19 protein-coding genes are annotated in these 19,616 nt (G+C 33.9%); 10 read left to right on the top strand and 9 right to left on the bottom strand.

The features are described from left to right. Window positions 1–13: 13 nt before the first annotated feature. Window positions 14–856, top strand: a complete 843-nt coding sequence (locus ACJ6WR_RS01460) for a mechanosensitive ion channel family protein (RefSeq protein WP_039112964.1) — start codon at window positions 14–16, stop codon at window positions 854–856. A gap of 3 nt (window positions 857–859) precedes the next feature. Here ACJ6WR_RS01460 and ACJ6WR_RS01465 read toward each other — a convergent pair whose 3' ends face one another. Continuing rightward, window positions 860–1,552 (bottom strand): hypothetical protein, encoded by a 693-nt coding sequence (locus tag ACJ6WR_RS01465; RefSeq protein WP_409416859.1) that lies wholly within the window; start codon window positions 1,550–1,552, stop codon window positions 860–862. A gap of 321 nt (window positions 1,553–1,873) precedes the next feature. Between ACJ6WR_RS01465 and ACJ6WR_RS01470 the strand changes: the two genes are divergently transcribed. From ACJ6WR_RS01470 to ACJ6WR_RS01485, 4 genes are read left to right on the top strand one after another with little or no spacing between them, the layout of a single operon-like run. Beyond that, a complete protein-coding gene (locus ACJ6WR_RS01470) occupies window positions 1,874–2,263 on the top strand; it encodes a DUF1398 domain-containing protein (RefSeq protein WP_039112966.1) in 390 nt (129 codons plus the stop codon). Between the two features lie 32 nt (window positions 2,264–2,295). Next, a complete protein-coding gene (locus tag ACJ6WR_RS01475; RefSeq protein ID WP_409416860.1) occupies window positions 2,296–3,156 on the top strand; it encodes a ThuA domain-containing protein in 861 nt (286 codons plus the stop codon). 18 nt (window positions 3,157–3,174) lie between these two features. Then, window positions 3,175–4,029 (top strand): sulfurtransferase, encoded by an 855-nt coding sequence (locus ACJ6WR_RS01480; protein ID WP_409416861.1) that lies wholly within the window; start codon window positions 3,175–3,177, stop codon window positions 4,027–4,029. A gap of 18 nt (window positions 4,030–4,047) precedes the next feature. Beyond that, complete coding sequence (locus ACJ6WR_RS01485; RefSeq protein WP_409416862.1) at window positions 4,048–5,289, top strand: ATP-binding cassette domain-containing protein; 1,242 nt, start codon at window positions 4,048–4,050, stop codon at window positions 5,287–5,289. Between the two features lie 43 nt (window positions 5,290–5,332). Here the strand turns inward: ACJ6WR_RS01485 and ACJ6WR_RS01490 are convergent, their stop codons facing one another. After that, complete coding sequence (locus ACJ6WR_RS01490; RefSeq protein WP_039112968.1) at window positions 5,333–6,859, bottom strand: SulP family inorganic anion transporter; 1,527 nt, start codon at window positions 6,857–6,859, stop codon at window positions 5,333–5,335. A 277-nt stretch (window positions 6,860–7,136) separates the two neighbouring features. Between ACJ6WR_RS01490 and ACJ6WR_RS01495 the strand changes: the two genes are divergently transcribed. After that, the gene (locus ACJ6WR_RS01495) at window positions 7,137–8,342 is read left to right on the top strand and encodes a sodium:proton antiporter (RefSeq protein WP_409416863.1); all 1,206 of its coding nucleotides are present in this window, start codon (window positions 7,137–7,139) and stop codon (window positions 8,340–8,342) included. 219 nt (window positions 8,343–8,561) lie between these two features. Here ACJ6WR_RS01495 and ACJ6WR_RS01500 read toward each other — a convergent pair whose 3' ends face one another. After that, complete coding sequence (locus tag ACJ6WR_RS01500) at window positions 8,562–9,608, bottom strand: RluA family pseudouridine synthase (RefSeq protein WP_039112970.1); 1,047 nt, start codon at window positions 9,606–9,608, stop codon at window positions 8,562–8,564. After that, window positions 9,598–10,221 carry a PASTA domain-containing protein gene (locus ACJ6WR_RS01505; protein WP_039112971.1) on the bottom strand — a complete coding sequence of 208 codons (624 nt, stop codon included), beginning with the start codon at window positions 10,219–10,221 and terminating at the stop codon, window positions 9,598–9,600. Before ACJ6WR_RS01505 ends, ACJ6WR_RS01500 begins: the two co-directional genes overlap by 11 nt. A gap of 359 nt (window positions 10,222–10,580) precedes the next feature. On the opposite strand from ACJ6WR_RS01505, the gene ACJ6WR_RS01510 reads away from it, so the two are divergent. From ACJ6WR_RS01510 to ACJ6WR_RS01520, 3 genes are all read left to right on the top strand, one after another. Further along, entirely contained in the window at window positions 10,581–11,552 is a 972-nt protein-coding gene (locus ACJ6WR_RS01510; protein WP_409416864.1) for a D-alanine--D-alanine ligase, read from the top strand. A 103-nt stretch (window positions 11,553–11,655) separates the two neighbouring features. Then, window positions 11,656–12,114, top strand: coding sequence for a pantetheine-phosphate adenylyltransferase (gene coaD / locus ACJ6WR_RS01515; protein ID WP_035622952.1), 459 nt, complete (start codon window positions 11,656–11,658; stop codon window positions 12,112–12,114). A gap of 219 nt (window positions 12,115–12,333) precedes the next feature. Continuing rightward, entirely contained in the window at window positions 12,334–12,912 is a 579-nt protein-coding gene (locus ACJ6WR_RS01520; protein ID WP_409416865.1) for a PhnA domain-containing protein, read from the top strand. A gap of 129 nt (window positions 12,913–13,041) precedes the next feature. On the opposite strand, the gene ACJ6WR_RS01525 is transcribed toward ACJ6WR_RS01520, so the two are convergent. The 4 genes from ACJ6WR_RS01525 to ACJ6WR_RS01540 form a co-directional block, all read right to left on the bottom strand. Then, entirely contained in the window at window positions 13,042–13,476 is a 435-nt protein-coding gene (locus ACJ6WR_RS01525) for a hypothetical protein (RefSeq protein WP_039112974.1), read from the bottom strand. Between the two features lie 161 nt (window positions 13,477–13,637). Further along, complete coding sequence (locus ACJ6WR_RS01530; protein WP_039113086.1) at window positions 13,638–14,984, bottom strand: DEAD/DEAH box helicase; 1,347 nt, start codon at window positions 14,982–14,984, stop codon at window positions 13,638–13,640. A 214-nt stretch (window positions 14,985–15,198) separates the two neighbouring features. Next, window positions 15,199–16,083, bottom strand: coding sequence for a dihydrodipicolinate synthase family protein (locus ACJ6WR_RS01535; RefSeq protein ID WP_409416866.1), 885 nt, complete (start codon window positions 16,081–16,083; stop codon window positions 15,199–15,201). Window positions 16,084–16,099: 16 nt separating this feature from the next. Beyond that, complete coding sequence (locus ACJ6WR_RS01540; protein WP_205625777.1) at window positions 16,100–16,564, bottom strand: cupin domain-containing protein; 465 nt, start codon at window positions 16,562–16,564, stop codon at window positions 16,100–16,102. Window positions 16,565–16,657: 93 nt separating this feature from the next. On the opposite strand from ACJ6WR_RS01540, the gene ACJ6WR_RS01545 reads away from it, so the two are divergent. After that, a complete protein-coding gene (locus ACJ6WR_RS01545; RefSeq protein WP_409416867.1) occupies window positions 16,658–18,070 on the top strand; it encodes a PLP-dependent aminotransferase family protein in 1,413 nt (470 codons plus the stop codon). 222 nt (window positions 18,071–18,292) lie between these two features. Here ACJ6WR_RS01545 and ACJ6WR_RS01550 read toward each other — a convergent pair whose 3' ends face one another. Beyond that, window positions 18,293–19,519, bottom strand: coding sequence for a PQQ-dependent sugar dehydrogenase (locus ACJ6WR_RS01550; protein ID WP_409416868.1), 1,227 nt, complete (start codon window positions 19,517–19,519; stop codon window positions 18,293–18,295). Between the last annotated feature and the right edge of the window lie 97 nt (window positions 19,520–19,616).

A 19,616-nucleotide genomic window follows, 5' to 3' on the forward strand; every position in this document is an offset into this window, starting at 1 on the left:
AAAAAATCAACCAATGATAAACCTTTTAAAAGACTTTAGATTAATTGTTGCTATAGTAATAATACTGATTATAACAATCCTATTGGCTACTATTATCGATAAGCTTTTTATCCGTTTTATTCGCCGCCGATTAGGTGTTAATGATTTTGATAGTACAGGATATAAATTCTTGAAACATTTAGTAATCACTATAGTTTATATTCTGGGGATTGCATTTGCATTAATACAAATTCCAGAATTTAAACTCATAGGACATTCATTACTCGCTGGTGCAGGAGTACTTTCGGTTATTGCAGGACTTGCTTCGCAACAAGCTTTAAGCAATATTATGAGCGGGATATTCCTGGTGATTTTTAAACCTTTCAAGATAAACGATAAAATAACAATCAATAATTTTAGCGGTGTAGTCGAAGATATTAATTTAAGACAAGTGGTTTTAAAAGACATGGAAAACAACCGTATTATTATTCCAAACTCCGTTATAAGCAATCAGATTATTCTAAACACAAATATGAATGATTCTAAATGCTGCAAAATAATCGAAATAGGAATAGGTTACGACTCAGATATTGATAAAGCCTTAGCGATAATGAAAGATGAAGTTGCTAAACATCCTCTTTTTATAGATACACGAACTGCTGCAAACAAAAAAAATAATGCTCCACTAGTTGTAGCAAGAGTTGTTGCGCTTAACGATTCGAGCGTAAACTTAAAAGTTTGGGCTTGGGCCAAAGATGCGACCGATGGTTTTGTTATGTATTGCGATTTATTACACAGTATAAAAAATCGTTTTGATGCCGATAAAATAGAAATTCCATTCCCACAACAAGTTGTTACGCTAAAAAAAGAACTCTAGTTATTACTGAAACTTCAGTCCTAAATTTACTTTATCAAAAGTTGTACTGCAAGAAAGAGCAAATCTCCCAATATTCAAAGTTCCAAAAATGCCCTCAACTCCATGACCCGAGTAAAATCCTCCAAGAGAAAAACGGTCAATCTGATATTTTAATGCAATATCATTAACCCGACTGCTCAATTGCCCGAAGACTATTATTCTAGGAACAATTTCGTAGCTCGCAAATACTTTTGGAGCCATTTTTTGATAATAATCCAAACTTTCATCTGTTTCATAATCAACACTTGTAGAATGCAAATTTTCTAAACTTCCACCAATAAAAGTATTATTTTTTGGATGCCACGAAATATTAAGCCCAGTAAATGTTCCATCATAACCACTGCGCGATTCTACGTAACCAACACCAATTGTTGCTCTGAAATTCTCAAATATTTTACCAACATAGCCTATGTAAGTTCTGTCAATTTCTGATTTATCAATTCCAGCTCCAAGAATGATATCATCCGAACGCATTCCAAAAGCATATTGAAAATAGGTTGAATATTCGTTATTATTCCCCGCAACAACGCTTCGTCCTTTATCAAGATCGATATTTGGCGATATTAAAGTCGAGTTTATAACTGCAAAATCAAATGTATTGACTTCTTGAGCAAATGTGGGTATAACAAATAAGAGTAAAAGTATAGTTATTTTCATAATTCCAGTTTTAGCTTACAACATTATATATCTAATTTACATATATTTTTCTTGTTAATAAAAGAAGTCCTATGAAGTGCATCATTATTCGTCAAAATGCAATATTTTTACAATTATATCTTACAAAATATTAGCAATCAAACACATACTTACATATTCTCAAAACGGAGATATTCTTAAAGTAACAACTTAACCATAAATTATAAAACAATTATCTCTGCACATCTGCTATGCAATTTTTTGTTTTCATAAAAAGAAAACGTATTGCCATTAATCGTATTTTTGAAACAATAAATAATTCTAACATCAATACAAATTAATATGTTTACAATAGAGCAAATTAAAGAAGCACACTCAAAAGTGAAAACTGGAGCTGATTTTCCTAATTATATTCAAGATTTAATAATCTTAGGAGTAAAAGGATATGACACCAATGTAAATGATGGTACTGTAGAATATTATGGTGTAAACAATTATAGAGTTGCCACTGATGATAAATACGATGAAATTAAAGTAACATCAAATGTTAATAAAGAACGTTTTTTAGAATTCTTATTACAACACCAAGACGGACAAACAGATTATATAACATTTTGCAAACAAGCAGGAGAATGTGGAATTGCTAAATGGAGAGTAGATATTATCGAAATGACTTGTACGTACTACGATAAATCTGGAAATGAAATATTAATAGAAAAGATTCCTGATTAATTAAATAAAATCATCAATTCAAAATTTATTCAATGCAATTTTCTGGTCAAAAAATCTATTCGATTGCCCAAAAAAGTATGTTGTTATTACTTTTTATAACTGCTTTTTCAGGATTTTCTCAAAATAGTAAAAGCAATTCAAAATTTAAGGTAATTGCATTTTATACTGCCAAAAATGACCAAGCACATATCAGTTTTGTGCATGAAGCCAATAAATGGTTTCCTAAGATGGCAGAGAAATATAATTTTGAATATGATTCAACCAATAATTGGGATAATCTAAATGCTAAGTTCTTAGCAAAATATCAGGTCGTTATATTCTTAGATACACGACCTGAAGAAACCAAGCAACGAGAAGCGTTTAAAAAGTATATGGAAAATGGTGGCGCCTGGATTGGTTTTCACTTCGCTGCATTTGCTTTAAACGATTCTCAATACCCACAAAACTGGGATTGGTACCACAATCAATTTTTAGGATCTGGCGAATACGGAAGCAATACATGGAAACCTACATCGGCAATACTACGACTTGAAAGCAAATTTATTATAACCAAAGATGTTCCTCAAACATTTAAATCATCGCCAAACGAATGGTACAGATGGCAAAATGATCTTAGGGATAATCCTGATATCAATATACTCTTAGCAATAGATGATACTAGTTTTCCTTTAGGTACTGGACCAAAACCAAGCGAGATATGGCATAGTGGTTATTATCCCGTAGTTTGGACAAATAAGAAGTATAAAATGGTCTATTTTAATATGGGACATAATGATATCGATTATGAGAATAACACCAATAAAACACTTTCGTACACATTCGAAAACGAACCACAAAGTCAGCTGGTTATAAACACGTTATTGTGGCTAAAAAGCAATACAGGAAAACTTTAATTTTTAATTCATAAAAAAATGTCAGAACAAGTATCACCCATCATAAATACAGAAGATTTAATAGCTTTACAAAAATCAGATATTGTAATTGTTGATGCCAGAGCAGGAATCAATGCCAAAGAAAATTATACAGCATCTCATTTACAAAATGCTCGCTATGTTGATTTAAATCTCGATTTGGCAACTGTTCCTACAGATGCTGCAAATGGTGGCAGACATCCTTTACCTTCATTATCAAAATTTTCCGAAGTGTTATCAAAACTCGGAATATCGCCATCAAGTCATATAATTATATATGATGATAAAAATAGTTCGAATGCTGCAGCACGTTTCTGGTGGATGCTTAGAGCAATTGGACACAAAAAAGTACAGGTTATAAATGGTGGTTTACAAGCAGCTGTACAAGCAGGTTTTCCTGTAAGTTCTGGAATTGAAACTTTTGCGGAAGCAGCATTATATCCAATCTCTAACTGGGAATTATCTCAAGCAGATATTACCGAAATTGACAAAGCAAGCAAGAACCAAGATACTATAATCATTGATGTTCGGGATAAAGACCGCTTTGATGGCTTAACAGAACCTATCGATTTAATTGCAGGACATATTCCCGGAGCGACAAATGTTCCTTTTACCAGCAACTTAAATGAAGATGGCACCTATTTATCTCCAGAAGTTTTAAAAGCTAAATATCAAGATATAATAGGCACCACAAAACCCGAAAATGTAATTGTACATTGCGGTTCGGGCGTAACAGCATGTCATACGCTACTTGCAATAGATTATGCTGGGTTACCAATTCCTAAACTTTATGTTGGTTCCTGGAGCGAATGGTCAAGAAATAATCGTCCAATGATTACTGCCGAAACAAAATAGATTTCTTAAATTGCGCGAATGAACACTATAGAACATTGGGACATCCTTTTATCCAATACCGTTAATAAAAAAGCTTTTATCGAAACGGTACTTGACGGAAATGCCGAAGGAGAATTAGCGGCTTTTAATTCCCTAAACGGAATTCTATTTTCGGACATTGCAATTGATAAATTTATAGAAAAAGAATACCAATATGATCTGATTGAAGCTGCTGCAAAATCAAATAGAAAACTACGAACATTCTCCTCTGGCGAACGTAAAAAAGAATTTTTAAACTATTGCGTAAAGCAAAATCCAGATTATATTATTTTTGATAATCCGCTAGATCATTTGGATCATGCCTCACGTATTACATTGGCGAATTCTCTGGAACAATTGGCGAAATCAGTTCGAATTATTCAATTGGTAAATCGTGCTGCCGATTTGTTTCCTTTTATACAGAATAAAGCTCAGATTACAGATAATTCTTTTGTTTTAAACGAAATAAAAACTACCGAAAATAGTTCAAATTCAGTAAAAGTCTCTATTCCTAAACCTACAGAACCTACAGATTACGATGAAGAAGTATTGATACACATGAATGCCGTTTCTGTAAGTTACGACGAAAGAAAAATCGTTAACGCTATTACGTGGACAATTAAAAAGAATGAATTTTGGCAACTTATCGGACCTAACGGTTCTGGAAAAAGTACAATCCTATCCTTAATTTCTGGTGATAACCCAAAAGGTTACGGACAAGATTTATTCCTTTTTGGAAAGAAGAAAGGCAGCGGAGAAAGCGTTTGGGATATCAAAAAGAGAATTGGGTATTTTTCGACTTCTATGACCGATTTATTTCAGAAAAAACACAGTTTAGAACACATGATTCTATCTGGTTTTTTTGATTCAATTGGATTATATACGGAACCAACATCCTTACAAAGACAAATTGTATCGCAATGGCTTGATGTAATTAAAATGAGCCATTTAAAGAATAAAACATTTACACAACTTTCTATTGGGCAGCAAAGAGTTGCATTAATCGTTAGAGCCGTATTAAAACATCCGCCTTTAGTAATTTTAGACGAACCTGTAGAAGGTCTGGATGATGAAAATGTAGCTTTAGTAATCGAACTCGTTAACCTTTTGGTCAAAGAAACTAGTATGACAATCTTGTATGTTTCTCATCGCATAGAACCAGGTCTTACACCTAGATCTATATTCGAATTAATTCCATCAGAAACTGGGTCAATTGGAAACATAAAATCAAAATCCCTATAATTAAAAAGAGCCTGAAAATATTTTCAGGCTCTTTTTAATATTCTTAATCAGCAGTAACTTTATAAGTAGGATCTTCGAGAATATCCACAATAATATTAGCATTTTTAAGTAATAATCGGCAATCGTCACTTAAATGATATAACCGAACCGTTTTATTGATTTTTGCATACCGTTCTGTAATTTTATTTACAGCATCAATGGCACTCATATCTACTATTTTACTTTCTTTAAAATCGATTATTATTTCTTTTGGATCATCCTGAACATCAAATTTCTCCATAAACCCCATTGTAGAACCAAAAAAGAGCGGTCCAAATATCTCGTAATGCTTTACTCCGTTATCATCGATATATTTTCTGGCACGAATACGTTTGGCACTTTCCCAAGCAAAAACCAAAGCCGAAATAATAACGCCTATTAAAACTGCCAAAGCCAGATTATGCATAAAAACAGTAATCACCGCAACGATAATTCCAACAAAAATATCGTGTTTAGGCATTTTATTAATAATCCTGAAACTAGCCCATTCAAACGTTCCTATTGCAACCATAAACATAACGCCAACCAAAGCTGCCATAGGTAATTTCTCGATTACTGGTGCTCCAAACAAGATAATAACAAGAATGGTTAGTGATGCAATAATACCCGATAAACGAGCTCTGGAACCAGCCGAGATATTTACCAACGTTTGGGCAATCATTGGGCAACCACCCATCCCGAAGAAAAATCCATTTACAATATTGGCACTTCCCTGAGCAATACATTCCCGATTTCCGTTTCCTTTAGTTCCTGTAAGTTCATCGACCAAGTTTAATGTTAGTAACCCCTCCGTTAACCCTACAGAAGCCATGATTAAAGAATACGGAAAAATTAATTGCAGCGTTTCGAGATTCCAATTAATATTAGGCAAATGAAAAGGAGGAAAACCACCACTTATTGAGGCGATATCGGCAACAGTTTTTGTCTGAATACCTAAACCAAGAACCAAACCAAAAACAACAATAATCGCTACTAACGAAGCCGGAATTGCTTTAGTTATTTTAGGAAACAAAATTACTATTGCTATTGTTAAAGCAACCAAGCCTAACATAATAAACATAGGATTTCCCGATAACCAAACTAACTCGCCATTAACAACCGTTTTAAATTGCTTTAATTGCGACATAAAAATTACAATTGCCAAACCATTTACAAAACCAAACATTACAGGTTGAGGAACTAATCGGATAAATTTACCCCATTTAAACAAACCTACCAGAATTTGCAAAACACCAGCCAAAGCCACCGCTGCAAAAACATATTCTAAACCATGCGATTTCATTAAAGCAATCAATACAATCACTGTTGCTCCTGCTCCACCCGAAACCATACCTGGACGACCACCAAAAACAGCCGTAATTAATCCCATGATAAATGCAGCATATAAACCAACCAAAGGTGGAAAACCAGCAAGAATGGCAAACGAAAGCGATTCGGGAATCATAGTCATAGCCACCGTAAAACCTGCCAGAATTTCGGTTTTATAATCTACTTTTTGTGTAAAATCAAATAAGTTAAAATATTGCTTCATTATTTAAATATAAATCTGAAAAGATGAGAACTAATAAAAAACAGTTTTTTCCTACTATTAATATTTCAACAATAGCAAAATAACTTTTTTATAAGCGCAACAAAAGTAACTATTTTACAGCGTATATCGTTACAAATCCAACTTTACAAATGAGATAAAAGCCATTATTTCTTTAACAAAATCTATGATTTATTAGCGAGATTTGGTAAATTACATCAATATTTCCTTCCGTTCCGTATAATAACAATAGCTAAGAGTAATTAAAAAAGAATCAAAAATGACAATAATAATTACATTTTGTGTCTTATTGCTTATCGCCTACTTATTCGATTTAACCTCATCGAAAACAAGAATTCCATCCGTAATATTATTACTCCTTTTGGGCTGGACAGTAAGGCAAATAACTAAATTCCTTGATATCGAGCTTCCTAAATTCACACATCTACTCCCTATTTTAGGAACCATAGGACTTATATTAATTGTACTCGAGGGAGCACTAGAACTCGAACTTGACAAATCCAAGTTGCCATTAATAAAAAAATCAGCAATAGGTGCATTTCTTTCCTTTATAGCATTTGCCTTTGTACTGGCTTATTTATTCCATTATTATGGAGGATACCCGCTTCAAGCCTGTTTAATAAATGCAATACCATTTTGCGTAATTAGTAGTGCCATTGCAATTCCAAGTGTTCAAAATCTAAACCTGAGCCAACGAGAATTTGTAACTTACGAGAGTAGCTTATCGGATATCTTTGGCGTAGTATTTTTCAATTTCATATATTATAATACCACTTTTGGATTCTCAACTTTTAGCTACTTTTTTCTGCAGATTTTAATTATGATAGTAATCTCCTTTTTAGCAACCATGCTATTATCATTACTCCTTAATAGAATTGAACATCATATTAAGTTTGTACCTATTATTTTATTAATGATTCTAATTTATGAAATTTCAAAAAAACACCATTTACCAGCACTACTTTTCATCTTGATATTTGGTCTCTCAATTAATAATTTTAATCAGTTAAAAAACTATAAATGGAGTGAACGCCTTCGCTCAGAGTCACTAGCAAAAGAGGTACAGAAATTTAAAGAACTCACTGCCGAAGGTGCTTTTATAGTAAGAGCATTATTTTTTCTGCTATTTGGCTATTCACTCAGAAGAGCCGAAATACTTAACCCAGACACTATCTTTTGGGCAATTGGAATCGTAATACTTATTTTTATAATTAGAACGATTCAATTACACCTATCTAAAGTTCCCTTATTACCCTTACTTTTCGTAGCACCACGCGGACTAATAACCATATTATTATTCATTGGTATAACTGTCGAAAATCAAATCGGTTTAGTAAACGAATCCCTTATTATTCAAGTAATCTTAATCTGTGCCTTCTTGATGATGTTTGGTGTAATGATTACTTCCAAAAAAGAAGAACCCAAAGTCGTGAAAGAAGAAAAGCTAGATTCTGGCTTACAATAAAGTTTTTTACATTAAGAGATTAAGAAAAAGGCTTGAGAGGAAATCCGTTTAATCTGTGTTTTCGCCTTAGCGAATCCGTATCATCCGCGTTCTTTTATAGACAATCTAACAGCAAAAAAAGTAAAACCTTAATTAATCTTAATCTCTTAATGGTAAAAAAAATCAAAATTTTATTCCAGATAAAGCATAAAAAAAGCCCCAAATTGGGGCTTTATATTTTTAACTTTCTTCTTCGTCAGTATTATGCGATTTCGAATAATTGCGCCATTTATCGATACAATCAAGAAAATCCTGCGGAAGTTCAGTATCAAAACGCATCATTTCACCCGTTGTAGGATGAACAAAACCTAATGTTTTAGCGTGCAAAGCTTGTCTTGGCAAAGCTTTAAAACAATTATCTATAAACTGTTTGTATTTTGTAAACGTAGTTCCCTTTAAAATCAAGTGACCACCATAACGTTCATCATTAAAAAGCGGATGACCAATATGTTTCATGTGAGCACGAATCTGGTGTGTTCTACCTGTTTCAAGCTGGCAAGAAATCAAAGTAACATAACCAAACCGTTCTAAAACTTTATAATGCGTTACAGCAGGTTTTCCTATTTCTGGATCAGCAAAAACAGCCATTTGCATTCTGTCTTTTAAGTGTCTTGCTAAATTTCCTTCAATAGTTCCTTGCTCCTCAACAACATTTCCCCAAACAAGAGCAATATATTCTCTTTCAGAAGTTTTTGCTTCAAATTGTTTGGCAAGATGTGTCATAGCAGCTTCTGTCTTGGCAATAACCAAAAGTCCTGAAGTATCCTTATCGATTCTATGAACCAATCCCGGACGCTCGCTACTATTCATTGGTAAATTATCAAAATGATGTGCCAAAGCATGAACAAGTGTTCCTGTATAATTACCATGTCCCGGATGCACAACCATTCCTGGCTCTTTATTGATTAGCAATAAAGCGTCATCTTCGTAAACAATGTTCAACGGAATATCTTCTGGAATAATATGATTTTCATACGGAGGATGCGATAACATCACCGTAACAACATCAAACGCTTTTACTTTGTAATTCGACTTTACAATAACGTCGTTTACAAAGATATTACCCTCTGTTGCAGCATTCTGAATCTTATTTCTTGTAGCATTCTGTATTAAGCCCATTAAGTATTTGTCGATTCTTAAAGGTGCTTGACCCTTAGGAACTTCAAATCTAAAATGCTCATATAACTCTTCTTCTAAATCTAAACTATCGGTATTATTATTGTTCATTTGCTGTTTTTTCGTCTCCTGGCACTGCTAGAGAATCTGCCGGTTGACTTTCATCTAAATAACTTGCTTTTCCATCGCCCAAAACCAAATCAATTTTTGATGATTTCAGTACGCGATCTCCCACTTTTAAGTTTCTTCCTTTTAAACGCATCTCCAAAACCATATCTTTTCCAAGATTAGGAATATACGTAATTGTACCTTCTTCAAGCCCTAAAGCTTTCAAAGTTGGTATAGCCTCACGATATGTTTTCTCTATCAAATCCGGAATACGAACTGATGAAAAACCAGATGCATTTATCTTAATATAAATCTTTCTACCCACTTTTACCTTCGTTCCTGGCAAAGGATCCTGCTCAACAACGCTAAATTTCGGGAATCCACTTCTATAATCCACACTATCCAAAAGTACGTAATCCAGATCCAGTCCGTCCAGTTTTGCCTCCACTTGCTCTTCGGTCAATTTTCTTAAATCTGGTACTTCGATTTCATGTCCGTGATCAGTTGTAAATGTTAACCAATGCATAAACAAATAACCTAAAACTGCAATAATTGCAACAGCAATTAGTATTTGCGTAAAAAATACTCGGCTAGTTAGATACTTACGTAAACTCATAAATTTATTTTTATTTGTGGCAAAGATAAAGATTTCGTTCCAAAAAAAATGATAATTTTGTTTAATACAAGAAAGCAGCTTTATAGTCGCCCTGAGCGGAGTGTAAGAGTGTTATTAGATCCGTAAATCATACATTTCCTCACCCAGAGCCAAGCCTAAGATTTAGGAGCTGTTTCCCGCTATACGCTATATCTTTTTCCATGCAAAAAAAGCATGAAAAAAGGATACCGCTGCTATCGGGGCTAGAAACACAAAACGTTTTCATAATAACATAATTAAAAAAATAAGTTCTCTGGGAAAAACTTTAAACCAGAAAAACTTTAAACTAAAATATTTAAAACTTTAAACTAAAATTTAAAATGAAAAACATTGCCATCATCATGGGAGGATATTCTAGCGAATATCAAATATCACTAATCAGCGGAAATGTAGTATACCAATACCTTGATAAAACAAAATATAATGGTTTCCGAATTCATATTTTTAAAGAAAAATGGGTTTATGTAGATGAAAAAGATACCGAATTCCCGATAGATAAAAATGATTTTTCAGTAACCGTAGATGGAACAAAAATCACTTTTGATTGCGTGTTCAATGCCATTCACGGAACTCCGGGCGAAGACGGATTAATGCAAGCCTATTTTGAATTATTGCACATACCGCAAACTTCATGCGATTATTACCAAGCCGCACTTACCTTCAACAAACGTGATTTACTTTCAGTTCTAAAACCATACGGAATAAAAACTGCTATCTCTTACTACCTAAACAAAGGAGACATTATCAATACCGACGAAATTGTAAAAAAAGTAGGCTTGCCATGTTTCGTAAAACCGAATAAAGCAGGTTCAAGCTTCGGAATCTCAAAAGTAAAAACAGCTGCCGAACTTCCTATTGCAATAGAAGTTGCTTATAAAGAAGATAACGAAATCATCATCGAAAGCTTCCTTGACGGAACCGAAGTTTCTGTTGGAGTAATCAATTACCAAGGAAAAATTATCGTATTACCTATTACTGAAATTGTTTCTGACAATGACTTCTTCGATTACGAAGCAAAATATGAAGGAAAATCACAAGAAATCACACCAGCAAGAATATCTGACGAAATGACTCAAAAAGTAAGCGAAGTTGCAAAACGCGCTTATGAAGTCTTAAAAATGAAAGGATTCTCAAGAAGCGAATTCATCATTGTAGACAACGAACCATATATGCTCGAAATGAACACAATCCCAGGCCTAACAACCGAAAGTTTGATTCCACAACAAGCAAAAGCAGCAGGAATTTCACTAGAAGATTTGTTTACAAATTCAATTGAGTTAGCTCTTTCATAAAGATGCTAAGAAACTAAGGTGCTAAGATTCTAAGATTTTAGCACCTTAGTTTTTAAAACTCAAAAAACTCAGTCACTCAGAACCTTAGTACCTTAAAAAAGAAATGAGAAAAGCCATATTCCCAGGATCATTTGATCCAATTACACTTGGACACGAAGATATCATCAAACGAGGAATTTCATTATTTGATGAAATCGTAATTGCGATTGGTGTAAATGCCGAAAAAAAATACATGTTTTCACTCGAAGAAAGAAAGCGATTTATCGAAGAAACTTTCAAAGATGAACCCAAAGTAACCGTAATAACCTACGAAGGGCTTACAATAGATTTATGCCATAAATTAAAGGCACATTTTATATTAAGAGGATTGCGCAACCCAGCCGATTTTGAATTCGAAAAAGCAATCGCACATACCAACAGACGTTTATCCAAAATCGAAACTGTATTTTTATTAACAGCAGCAAGAACATCATACATAAGTTCAAGCATCGTTCGTGATGTATTACGAAATGGTGGAGAGTACGAAATGCTGGTTCCCGATGCGGTTAGGGTTAAGAAGTAAATATTTTGCGTAAGTCGTTGCGAGGAACGAAGCAAACACACTAAAATGATAAATCACTGGAACGGACATACTAAATGAGATTGCTTCGTTCCTCGAAAAGACAAAACGAAAAAATCCTTTTTAATCCTTTTAATCTGTGGCAAAAAACCACCAAAAATATAAATTTGTCCCCCTCCTAAATTATAAGTAAATTCGCATTTTCAAATAAACAATTAAAAAATGAGCATAGAAAGAGAATTAAACAAACGTAGCGGATCTAAATGTGAACTTTGTGGCGCAACCGAAAACCTAAAAGTATATCAAGTTTTACCAACTCAAAAAGGCGGAATTGATGAAAGCGTAATGGCTTGTAACACATGTGTAGATCAGATAGAAAATCCAGATAACGTAGATTTAAATCATTGGAGATGTTTAAACGACAGTATGTGGAACGAGAATGTTGCCGTACAAGTTGTTGCCTGGAGAATGTTGAGTAGAATGCGTGCTGCAGGATGGCCGCAAGAATTGCTAGACATGATGTACCTAGACGAAGATACATTAGCATGGGCACAAGCAACTGGAGAAGGTGAAGAAGACGAAAACAAAATCATCCACCGCGATAGTAATGGCGTAATTTTAGAACACGGAGATTCTGTAGTTTTAATTAAAGATTTAAAAGTAAAAGGATCTAGTATGGTAGCCAAACAAGGAACTGCTGTGCGTAACATTCGTTTAGACCATGAAAATGCCGAATACATCGAAGGAAAAGTAGATGGTCAGCAAATTGTAATTATCACACAATACGTGAAGAAAATATAATTTTTATTTTTAAGTTACAAAGGTTCAGAGAAGCAAAGGGACAAAGACTTATTCTTTTCTTTAAAATTTGAAACTAAACAAAAGAGGCTATTCATATGAATAGCCTCTTTTGTTTAGTAGATAATCTAATTATTTTTGAAACAATTTACTTACTTGGTCTTTTGTTAAAGCCTCAGAAACATTGTTTGCATTACCTTCTTTGTTCGAAACCATAAATTGAACAGTAGGTTTATCAACACTTGCTGTATAATGCAACCAAACATAATTGTTAGGTAATTCTAGTTTGATATCATACAAAGGAGTTGCTGTAAATCCGTTTACGATAATATTGTAAAGATTTAGGTAATCGTTATCAATATTCTTGAAAGTGAATTTTCTTAAAGTATTGTTTTCATCATCACTTTGAATACAGTTATAAAATACAGTGTATTCGTCTCCAATTTTTTGGATATAATTATTATTCACTTTACCTAATTTCTCAACTGGCACAGTTTCAATAACTTTAATTTGAGCAAAAGATGCAAAACTTAAAAACAAAACAGCAATAGTAATAATTTTTTTCATAATATTCTTTGGGGTTTATTTATTTTATGGGGCAAACATAATAATAAAAAAAATTAACTCCTTTCTTAGACAGTTAATTTATTGACATTAAATATAATTTATTGTTTATAATTACTTGCCACCACAAACAATAACACAGTAACTAATTGTGTATAAATAAATTACTCCTCTTCCTTCTTAATTACTTTTCTAGCTACTTCTATTTTAAATTTTTTGCCTTTCATCTTCTCTTCTTTGATGTTTTGAAGCAAATCTTTTACTTTATTGAATTTTACAGCTGCAAACGAAATAAAATCTTTTACCTCTATTAATCCCAAGTCACCTTTTTCTAGTTTTCCTTTTTGAGAAAAGAACCCTACGATATCAATTTTATTAAGTTTGTTCTTCTTTCCACCACTAATATATATAGTCTGAAATTCTGGAGGTTTAGGCAAAGTCGTAGCGTTGTCGACCTTTAAAACATCCATATCATAATTAATATAATCCAGTTTCTTTTCGCTTTCATGAACCAGGATATAAGCCGTTCCCGATGCAAGCATACGAGCAGTACGTCCGTTACGGTGCGTAAACTCATCTTCTTTAGATGGTAAATGATAATGAATAACATGATTCATCTCAGGAATATCAAGACCACGAGCAGCAAGATCCGTTGTGATTAAATAACTCACACTTCCGTTTCTAAACTGAATCAAAGCACGTTCACGCTCATCCTGATCCATTCCGCCGTGATAATAAGTAGCGTAAATCCCTTTTTCATTTAGCGTATCACTAATACGTTCAGCAGCATCACGATGGTTACAGAAAATAATAGCCGATTGCGATTTTAAAGAACAAATAAGATTAAATAAACTTCCTATTTTATCCTTAGATGGAGAAACCACCATTTTCATCGAAAGATTCGATTTATCTTCCTCCTCAGGTATAAAATCCAAAATCGTTGGATTAATTACTCTGGTATATTTTGGAATTTCAATATCCGATGTAGCCGAAACCAACACACGTTTATTCAATTTTGGTAATTTACCAATGATAAAAGACATTTGCTCATGGAAGCCCAATTGCAATGATTTATCAAATTCATCCAGGATTAAAGTCTGAACTTTATCTAAACGGAAAGTACCTCTGTCGATATGATCAGCAATTCTTCCCGGAGTTCCTATTAAAACTGCTGGCGGATTACTTAGATTCTTAATCTCGGTATCGATAGAATGACCTCCGTAACAAATATTAACTTTGTAATCGGTTCCCATTTTTTTCCAAACCTGTTCTATTTGCAATCCTAATTCTCTCGAAGGAACAAGGATTAAACATTGTACAGAAAGGATTTCGGGTTGTAATAATTCTAAAACTGGTAGTAAAAAAGCTAGAGTTTTTCCTGATCCGGTTGGAGAAAGTAGTAAAACATTATTATCATTCAGGATAGCGTCCTGAGCAACTTCTTGCATTTCGTTTAGGCTTTCGATGCCTAAATTCAAAAGTATATTATTCGAATGGTGTTTCTTATTCATTTTGCAAAAGTAGTCAAAATACTGTTTGTTTAAAGTTTCAGGCTTGAAATGAGAACAGAAATACATGAAATTTAACCGCAAAGCACGCAAAGTTTTTAATAAGCCGGATTTATTAAAATCGCAAAGTTCGCAAAGCTACATGTTTTATAAACCTTGCAAACTTTGCAAAAATCTTTGCGCTCCTTGCGGTTAAAAACTTAAAAGACTCAATACCCTACTGTTCTAATTCTTTAAAAATCAACTCCAATTCTGCTATTTCATCTTCTGTTAATGGTTTCAACGGACTTCTTAAAAAACCTCCATCAATTCCCTTAATTTTCAAACCCGCTTTAATAGTTCTTGGCAAACCTTTGTTTACAATAAATTTTAAAAGATTTAATTGTTTGTAAAACACTTTTTGAGCTTCCTGCAAATCATTTTTCTGAATAGCATTGTATAAATCAACATTCAGTTCAGGAATTAAATTTGGCGCAGCCGTACACCAGCCTGTTGCTCCTGCAGAAAATGCTGCCAATGCCAACGGATTAGATCCATTAAAAAATGCAACATCATCACCAAGTTCTCTTTTCAAATAATGCATTCTTTGTACATCTCCACTACTTTCCTTAATCATAGTAACCTTAGGAATCTCCAAAAGCCTCTTTAGCAATGCTGGCGACATATCTACTCCACCCGTTGCAGGATTATTATACGCCATTATAGGTATCGAAATTTGCTTAGCAACAGCATCATAATGTTGTACAATTTCATCATCAGTAAGTTTCCAATAACTCATCGGAATAATCATAACTGCATCTGCACCTACTTTTTCAGCAAACTTCGCGTGGTAAATTGTTTTTTCGGTTGTTAAATTTGATACACCTACCAAAACAGGAACTCTACCATTAACTTGTTCTATTGTAGCTTCGGTAATTGCTTCTTTTTCTTCATCAGTCAAATACGGCATAACTCCTGTACTTCCTAACGGAGCAACGCCATGAGAACCAGAAATGATCAATCTTTCTAATAATTTTTTGTACAATACAATATCCACTTTTTCGTCTTTGTCAAACGGAGTAATCGGATAGGCAATTATACCTTTAAACAATGTGTTTTTCATTTACTTTTTTTTTAAATTAAAGATCTCTTCCTTCTTCTTCACGTAATGCAACACCTAAATTTTGTAGCTGAGGTGCATTTTCACAAGCTATATATTTAGCCGAAACCACATTACTTAAATTCTTATGTCTGTGCCAAGCCCAACTCGGTATATAGACAGCATCGCCTGCCTTCCACTCTACTTTTACATCTTCAACTTCAGTATAACCGTGCCCTTCAATTACGTACAATACTGTTTCATAAGTATGTCTGTGTCTGTTTGTCATTTGGTCTGGTAATAATCCACCAATAGTCATACTCACGTTTTTACTTGGAAGATCAATAAAGAAAACGGGATGCTTTCTTTCAGTAGAAAATTGATTGTGAACTCCAGCTTGTTCAACATCTCTGTGTATTAATTTTTCTGGCATCACAAAAGTTGGTCGTGCAAATGTTTCGTGAAAGTCTTTTGATGAAAATTGTTTCTTAGTTTCCATAATCATATAATTTATTTGTTTTTGCATTATTGCGTTACAAAATTACCGTAACTTTGGACTACCCATATAACACAGTTTAAACACAAATACCTAGTCCAGATGTTAAGACCTTGGCAATTAGAGATTCAGATAAATAACAATTCCGATAAAGCAATTTATCTACAAATTGCCGATGCTATTATCGATGCCATTAAAACAGGAATCCTTAATAGCGGAAACGCTTTACCAGGAAGCAGGCAACTTGCGGGACTACTTAAAGTGAACAGAAATACAGTTATTGAAGCGCTAGATGTACTTATAGCCGAAGGTTGGCTTATTACAATGGAAAGAAAAGGAACTTTTGTTGCCGATGTTTTACCTATTATTTCTGAATCTACAAACCATAAAAGGAAAACTGAATCTACAACTAAAGAAGTAAAACCACTTTTAGTTTTTGATGATGGTATTCCCGACAGTCGAATTGCTCCTATGAACGAACTGGCAAGGGCTTACAGACAGATTTTTAATCGAAAATCGCGCTGGCAAATAATGGGTTATAGCAACGGACTTGGAAATTTAGAATTTAGAAAAGCCATTGTTCAAATGCTAAATTTTAAAAGAGGAATGAATATTACTCCAGATGAAATATGCATTACCCGAGGAAGCCAAATGGCAATGTATCTTGCCTCCCATTGTTTATTTACCAAAGGAGATTACATAATGGTCGAAAATCCTGGATATAAACCAGCTTGGGAAACATTTGAAAATGCCGGAGCTCAATTACTCCCAATATCTGTTGATAAAGACGGATTAGTAGTTGATGAGGTTGAGGAATACGTAAAGAAATATGAGAATATTAAAGCTATTTACGTTACACCTCACCATCAATTCCCAACGACAGTAACACTGAGTTTAAAAAGAAGATTAAAGCTCGTAGAATTATCCAATACTTACGGTTTTACCATTATAGAAGATGATTATGATAACGAATTCCATTTTGGACAAAGACCAATCCTGCCAATTTCGAGTTATAGCAATGCCAAAAACACGATTTACATTGGCACATTAAGTAAAATAGTTGCGCCAGCATTAAGAATTGGATACTTGGTAACCAATACAGAAACCATAGAAAAAGTAGCCAAACACAGGAAAATAATCGATGTGCAAGGCGATAATATTATGGAAGAAGCAGTTTTACAACTTATAAATGAAGGCGTAATAAAAAGACATATCAAAAGAACTACAATCATTTACAAAGCCAAAAGAGATTACTTTGAAACCATTTGTAATAAATACCTAAAAGACAAAACAACATTCGTAAAACCCGAAGGCGGTTTAGCGTTTTGGATTGTACCGAATTCACCCGTAAACATCTCTGAGATTGCAGATAAACTCCTTTTAAAAGGAATAAAAATCATGACTCCCGAAAAGTTTAGTTTTAACAAACCAATATCAGGTTTTAGACTTGGCTACGCTTCCCTAACCGAACAACAAATCGAAGAAGGAATTATAGAACTAGCAAAACATTTGTAATGGGTAATTTGTTTCAGGTTTCAAGTTAATACTGTGTGTGTGTGTGTTTATTTAACCACAAAGAGCGCAATTTTTTTTATATTGAATGTGTTGACAAACGCAAAGTTCGCAAAGCTATGTGAATATAGCTTTGCGAACTTTGTGAAAATCTTTACTCTCTTTACGGTTAATCCCCACAGGATATTAGAATTCTAAAAATAGGATATACAAAGAAATTAATTGTTATTTTTTGTCAATCTTATAAAGTCTTCCTCCATCAGTAATAGCGTATAATGCTCCGTCTTTTCCTTGAGTGACATCTCTAAAACGTTGGTTTTCTGAAGCCAAAAGTCTTTCTTCCCCAACAACTTTATTGTCTTTTATGGCAAGACGTACGATATGCATTCCGCTTAAAACCCCTATGAAAAGATTATTTTGCCATTCTGGAACACGATTTCCTGTATAGAAAGTCATTCCGCTTGGTGAAACCACTGGATCCCAATAGTAAACCGGTTGCTCCAAACCATCTTGTTGCTGAATTCCTGCTCCAATTTTTTCACCGCTGTATTCTATTCCGTATGTAATGGTTGGCCATCCATAATTTGCACCTGCCTTTATACGATTGATTTCATCTCCTCCACGTGGTCCGTGCTCAGCAACCCAAATTTCGTTAGTAACAGGATTAAGTGCTAAACCCTGTGGATTTCTATGACCAATACTATATAATTCCGGTAAAGCTCCAGTTTGCGTAAAAGTGGGATTTCCAGTTGCGGGTTGCCCTTCTTTTGTTATTCTAACTACTTTACCCAAACCTGTTGCAACTGATTGTGCTAATGGTCTGGTTTCAAGCACAGATCTTTCTCCGGTAGTTACAACAAGAAAACCTGTTTTATCAAAAAGAATACGTCCGCCATAATGAAGTGTACTTGCATTGGCTGGTTTAGCTCTGTAAATAACGGTTGCGCCTTCGATTGTTTTTTCATCAACTGATAATTTCCCTTTGGCTACTGCTGTATTGTTTCCACCAGTTGTAGCTTCTGCAAAAACCCAGTAAATCATACGATTAGTTGCAAATTCAGGGTCAATACATAGTCCTAATAAACCACCCTGTCCGGCAGAATTAACGGCAGGAATACCTGTAATTGTACTACTTACAACTCCTGTAGTCGTAGCGATACGCATCGTTCCTGTTTTTTCGGTGATTAATAATCTACCATCAGGAAGACTTGTAATTCCCCATGGGCTTGTTAATGTTGTAGCAATAACAACTCCCTCATAAGGGGTATTGGTTTGCACACCACTAATTCGAGTTTGTCCTTCAAATGCTGGTTTGTAAGTTGTATTGGCAGCATTTCCTTCTACAGGATTTGTTACTGTACCTGGTTTTACATCGACATCTTTATCACTAGAGCAGCTTAATAAGCTTATTAGCATACTCGAAACAATAGCAATTTGGTTAATATTTCTCATAGTTTTGGGGTTTTTATAATTAAAACATAACGAAAGTCTTAATTATAAAATAAAAAAAGTTATATAATTTATGAGAAAAGTTATATGATTATAAGTT

This window comes from Flavobacterium sp. PS2 (assembly GCF_046250155.1).
In the GTDB taxonomy this organism is placed as follows: Bacteria; Bacteroidota; Bacteroidia; order Flavobacteriales; family Flavobacteriaceae; genus Flavobacterium.

Bases quoted from the DNA above. Each gene is read 5' to 3' on its own strand.
- ACJ6WR_RS01480 (WP_409416861.1), top strand. From the start codon at position 3,175: ATGTCAGAACAAGTATCACCCATCATAAATACAGAAGATTTAATAGCT.
- ACJ6WR_RS01510 (WP_409416864.1), top strand. From the start codon at position 10,581: ATGAAAAACATTGCCATCATCATGGGAGGATATTCTAGCGAATATCAA.
- ACJ6WR_RS01475 (WP_409416860.1), top strand. From the start codon at position 2,296: ATGCAATTTTCTGGTCAAAAAATCTATTCGATTGCCCAAAAAAGTATG.
- ACJ6WR_RS01505 (WP_039112971.1), bottom strand. From the start codon at position 10,221: ATGAGTTTACGTAAGTATCTAACTAGCCGAGTATTTTTTACGCAAATA.
- ACJ6WR_RS01525 (WP_039112974.1), bottom strand. From the start codon at position 13,476: ATGAAAAAAATTATTACTATTGCTGTTTTGTTTTTAAGTTTTGCATCT.
- ACJ6WR_RS01500 (WP_039112970.1), bottom strand. From the start codon at position 9,608: ATGAACAATAATAATACCGATAGTTTAGATTTAGAAGAAGAGTTATAT.
- ACJ6WR_RS01485 (WP_409416862.1), top strand. From the start codon at position 4,048: ATGAACACTATAGAACATTGGGACATCCTTTTATCCAATACCGTTAAT.
- ACJ6WR_RS01545 (WP_409416867.1), top strand. From the start codon at position 16,658: ATGTTAAGACCTTGGCAATTAGAGATTCAGATAAATAACAATTCCGAT.
- ACJ6WR_RS01470 (WP_039112966.1), top strand. From the start codon at position 1,874: ATGTTTACAATAGAGCAAATTAAAGAAGCACACTCAAAAGTGAAAACT.
- ACJ6WR_RS01465 (WP_409416859.1), bottom strand. From the start codon at position 1,552: ATGAAAATAACTATACTTTTACTCTTATTTGTTATACCCACATTTGCT.
- ACJ6WR_RS01530 (WP_039113086.1), bottom strand. From the start codon at position 14,984: ATGAATAAGAAACACCATTCGAATAATATACTTTTGAATTTAGGCATC.
- ACJ6WR_RS01460 (WP_039112964.1), top strand. From the start codon at position 14: ATGATAAACCTTTTAAAAGACTTTAGATTAATTGTTGCTATAGTAATA.
- ACJ6WR_RS01540 (WP_205625777.1), bottom strand. From the start codon at position 16,564: ATGATTATGGAAACTAAGAAACAATTTTCATCAAAAGACTTTCACGAA.
- ACJ6WR_RS01490 (WP_039112968.1), bottom strand. From the start codon at position 6,859: ATGAAGCAATATTTTAACTTATTTGATTTTACACAAAAAGTAGATTAT.
- ACJ6WR_RS01535 (WP_409416866.1), bottom strand. From the start codon at position 16,083: ATGAAAAACACATTGTTTAAAGGTATAATTGCCTATCCGATTACTCCG.
- ACJ6WR_RS01550 (WP_409416868.1), bottom strand. From the start codon at position 19,519: ATGAGAAATATTAACCAAATTGCTATTGTTTCGAGTATGCTAATAAGC.
- ACJ6WR_RS01495 (WP_409416863.1), top strand. From the start codon at position 7,137: ATGACAATAATAATTACATTTTGTGTCTTATTGCTTATCGCCTACTTA.
- coaD (WP_035622952.1), top strand. From the start codon at position 11,656: ATGAGAAAAGCCATATTCCCAGGATCATTTGATCCAATTACACTTGGA.
- ACJ6WR_RS01520 (WP_409416865.1), top strand. From the start codon at position 12,334: ATGAGCATAGAAAGAGAATTAAACAAACGTAGCGGATCTAAATGTGAA.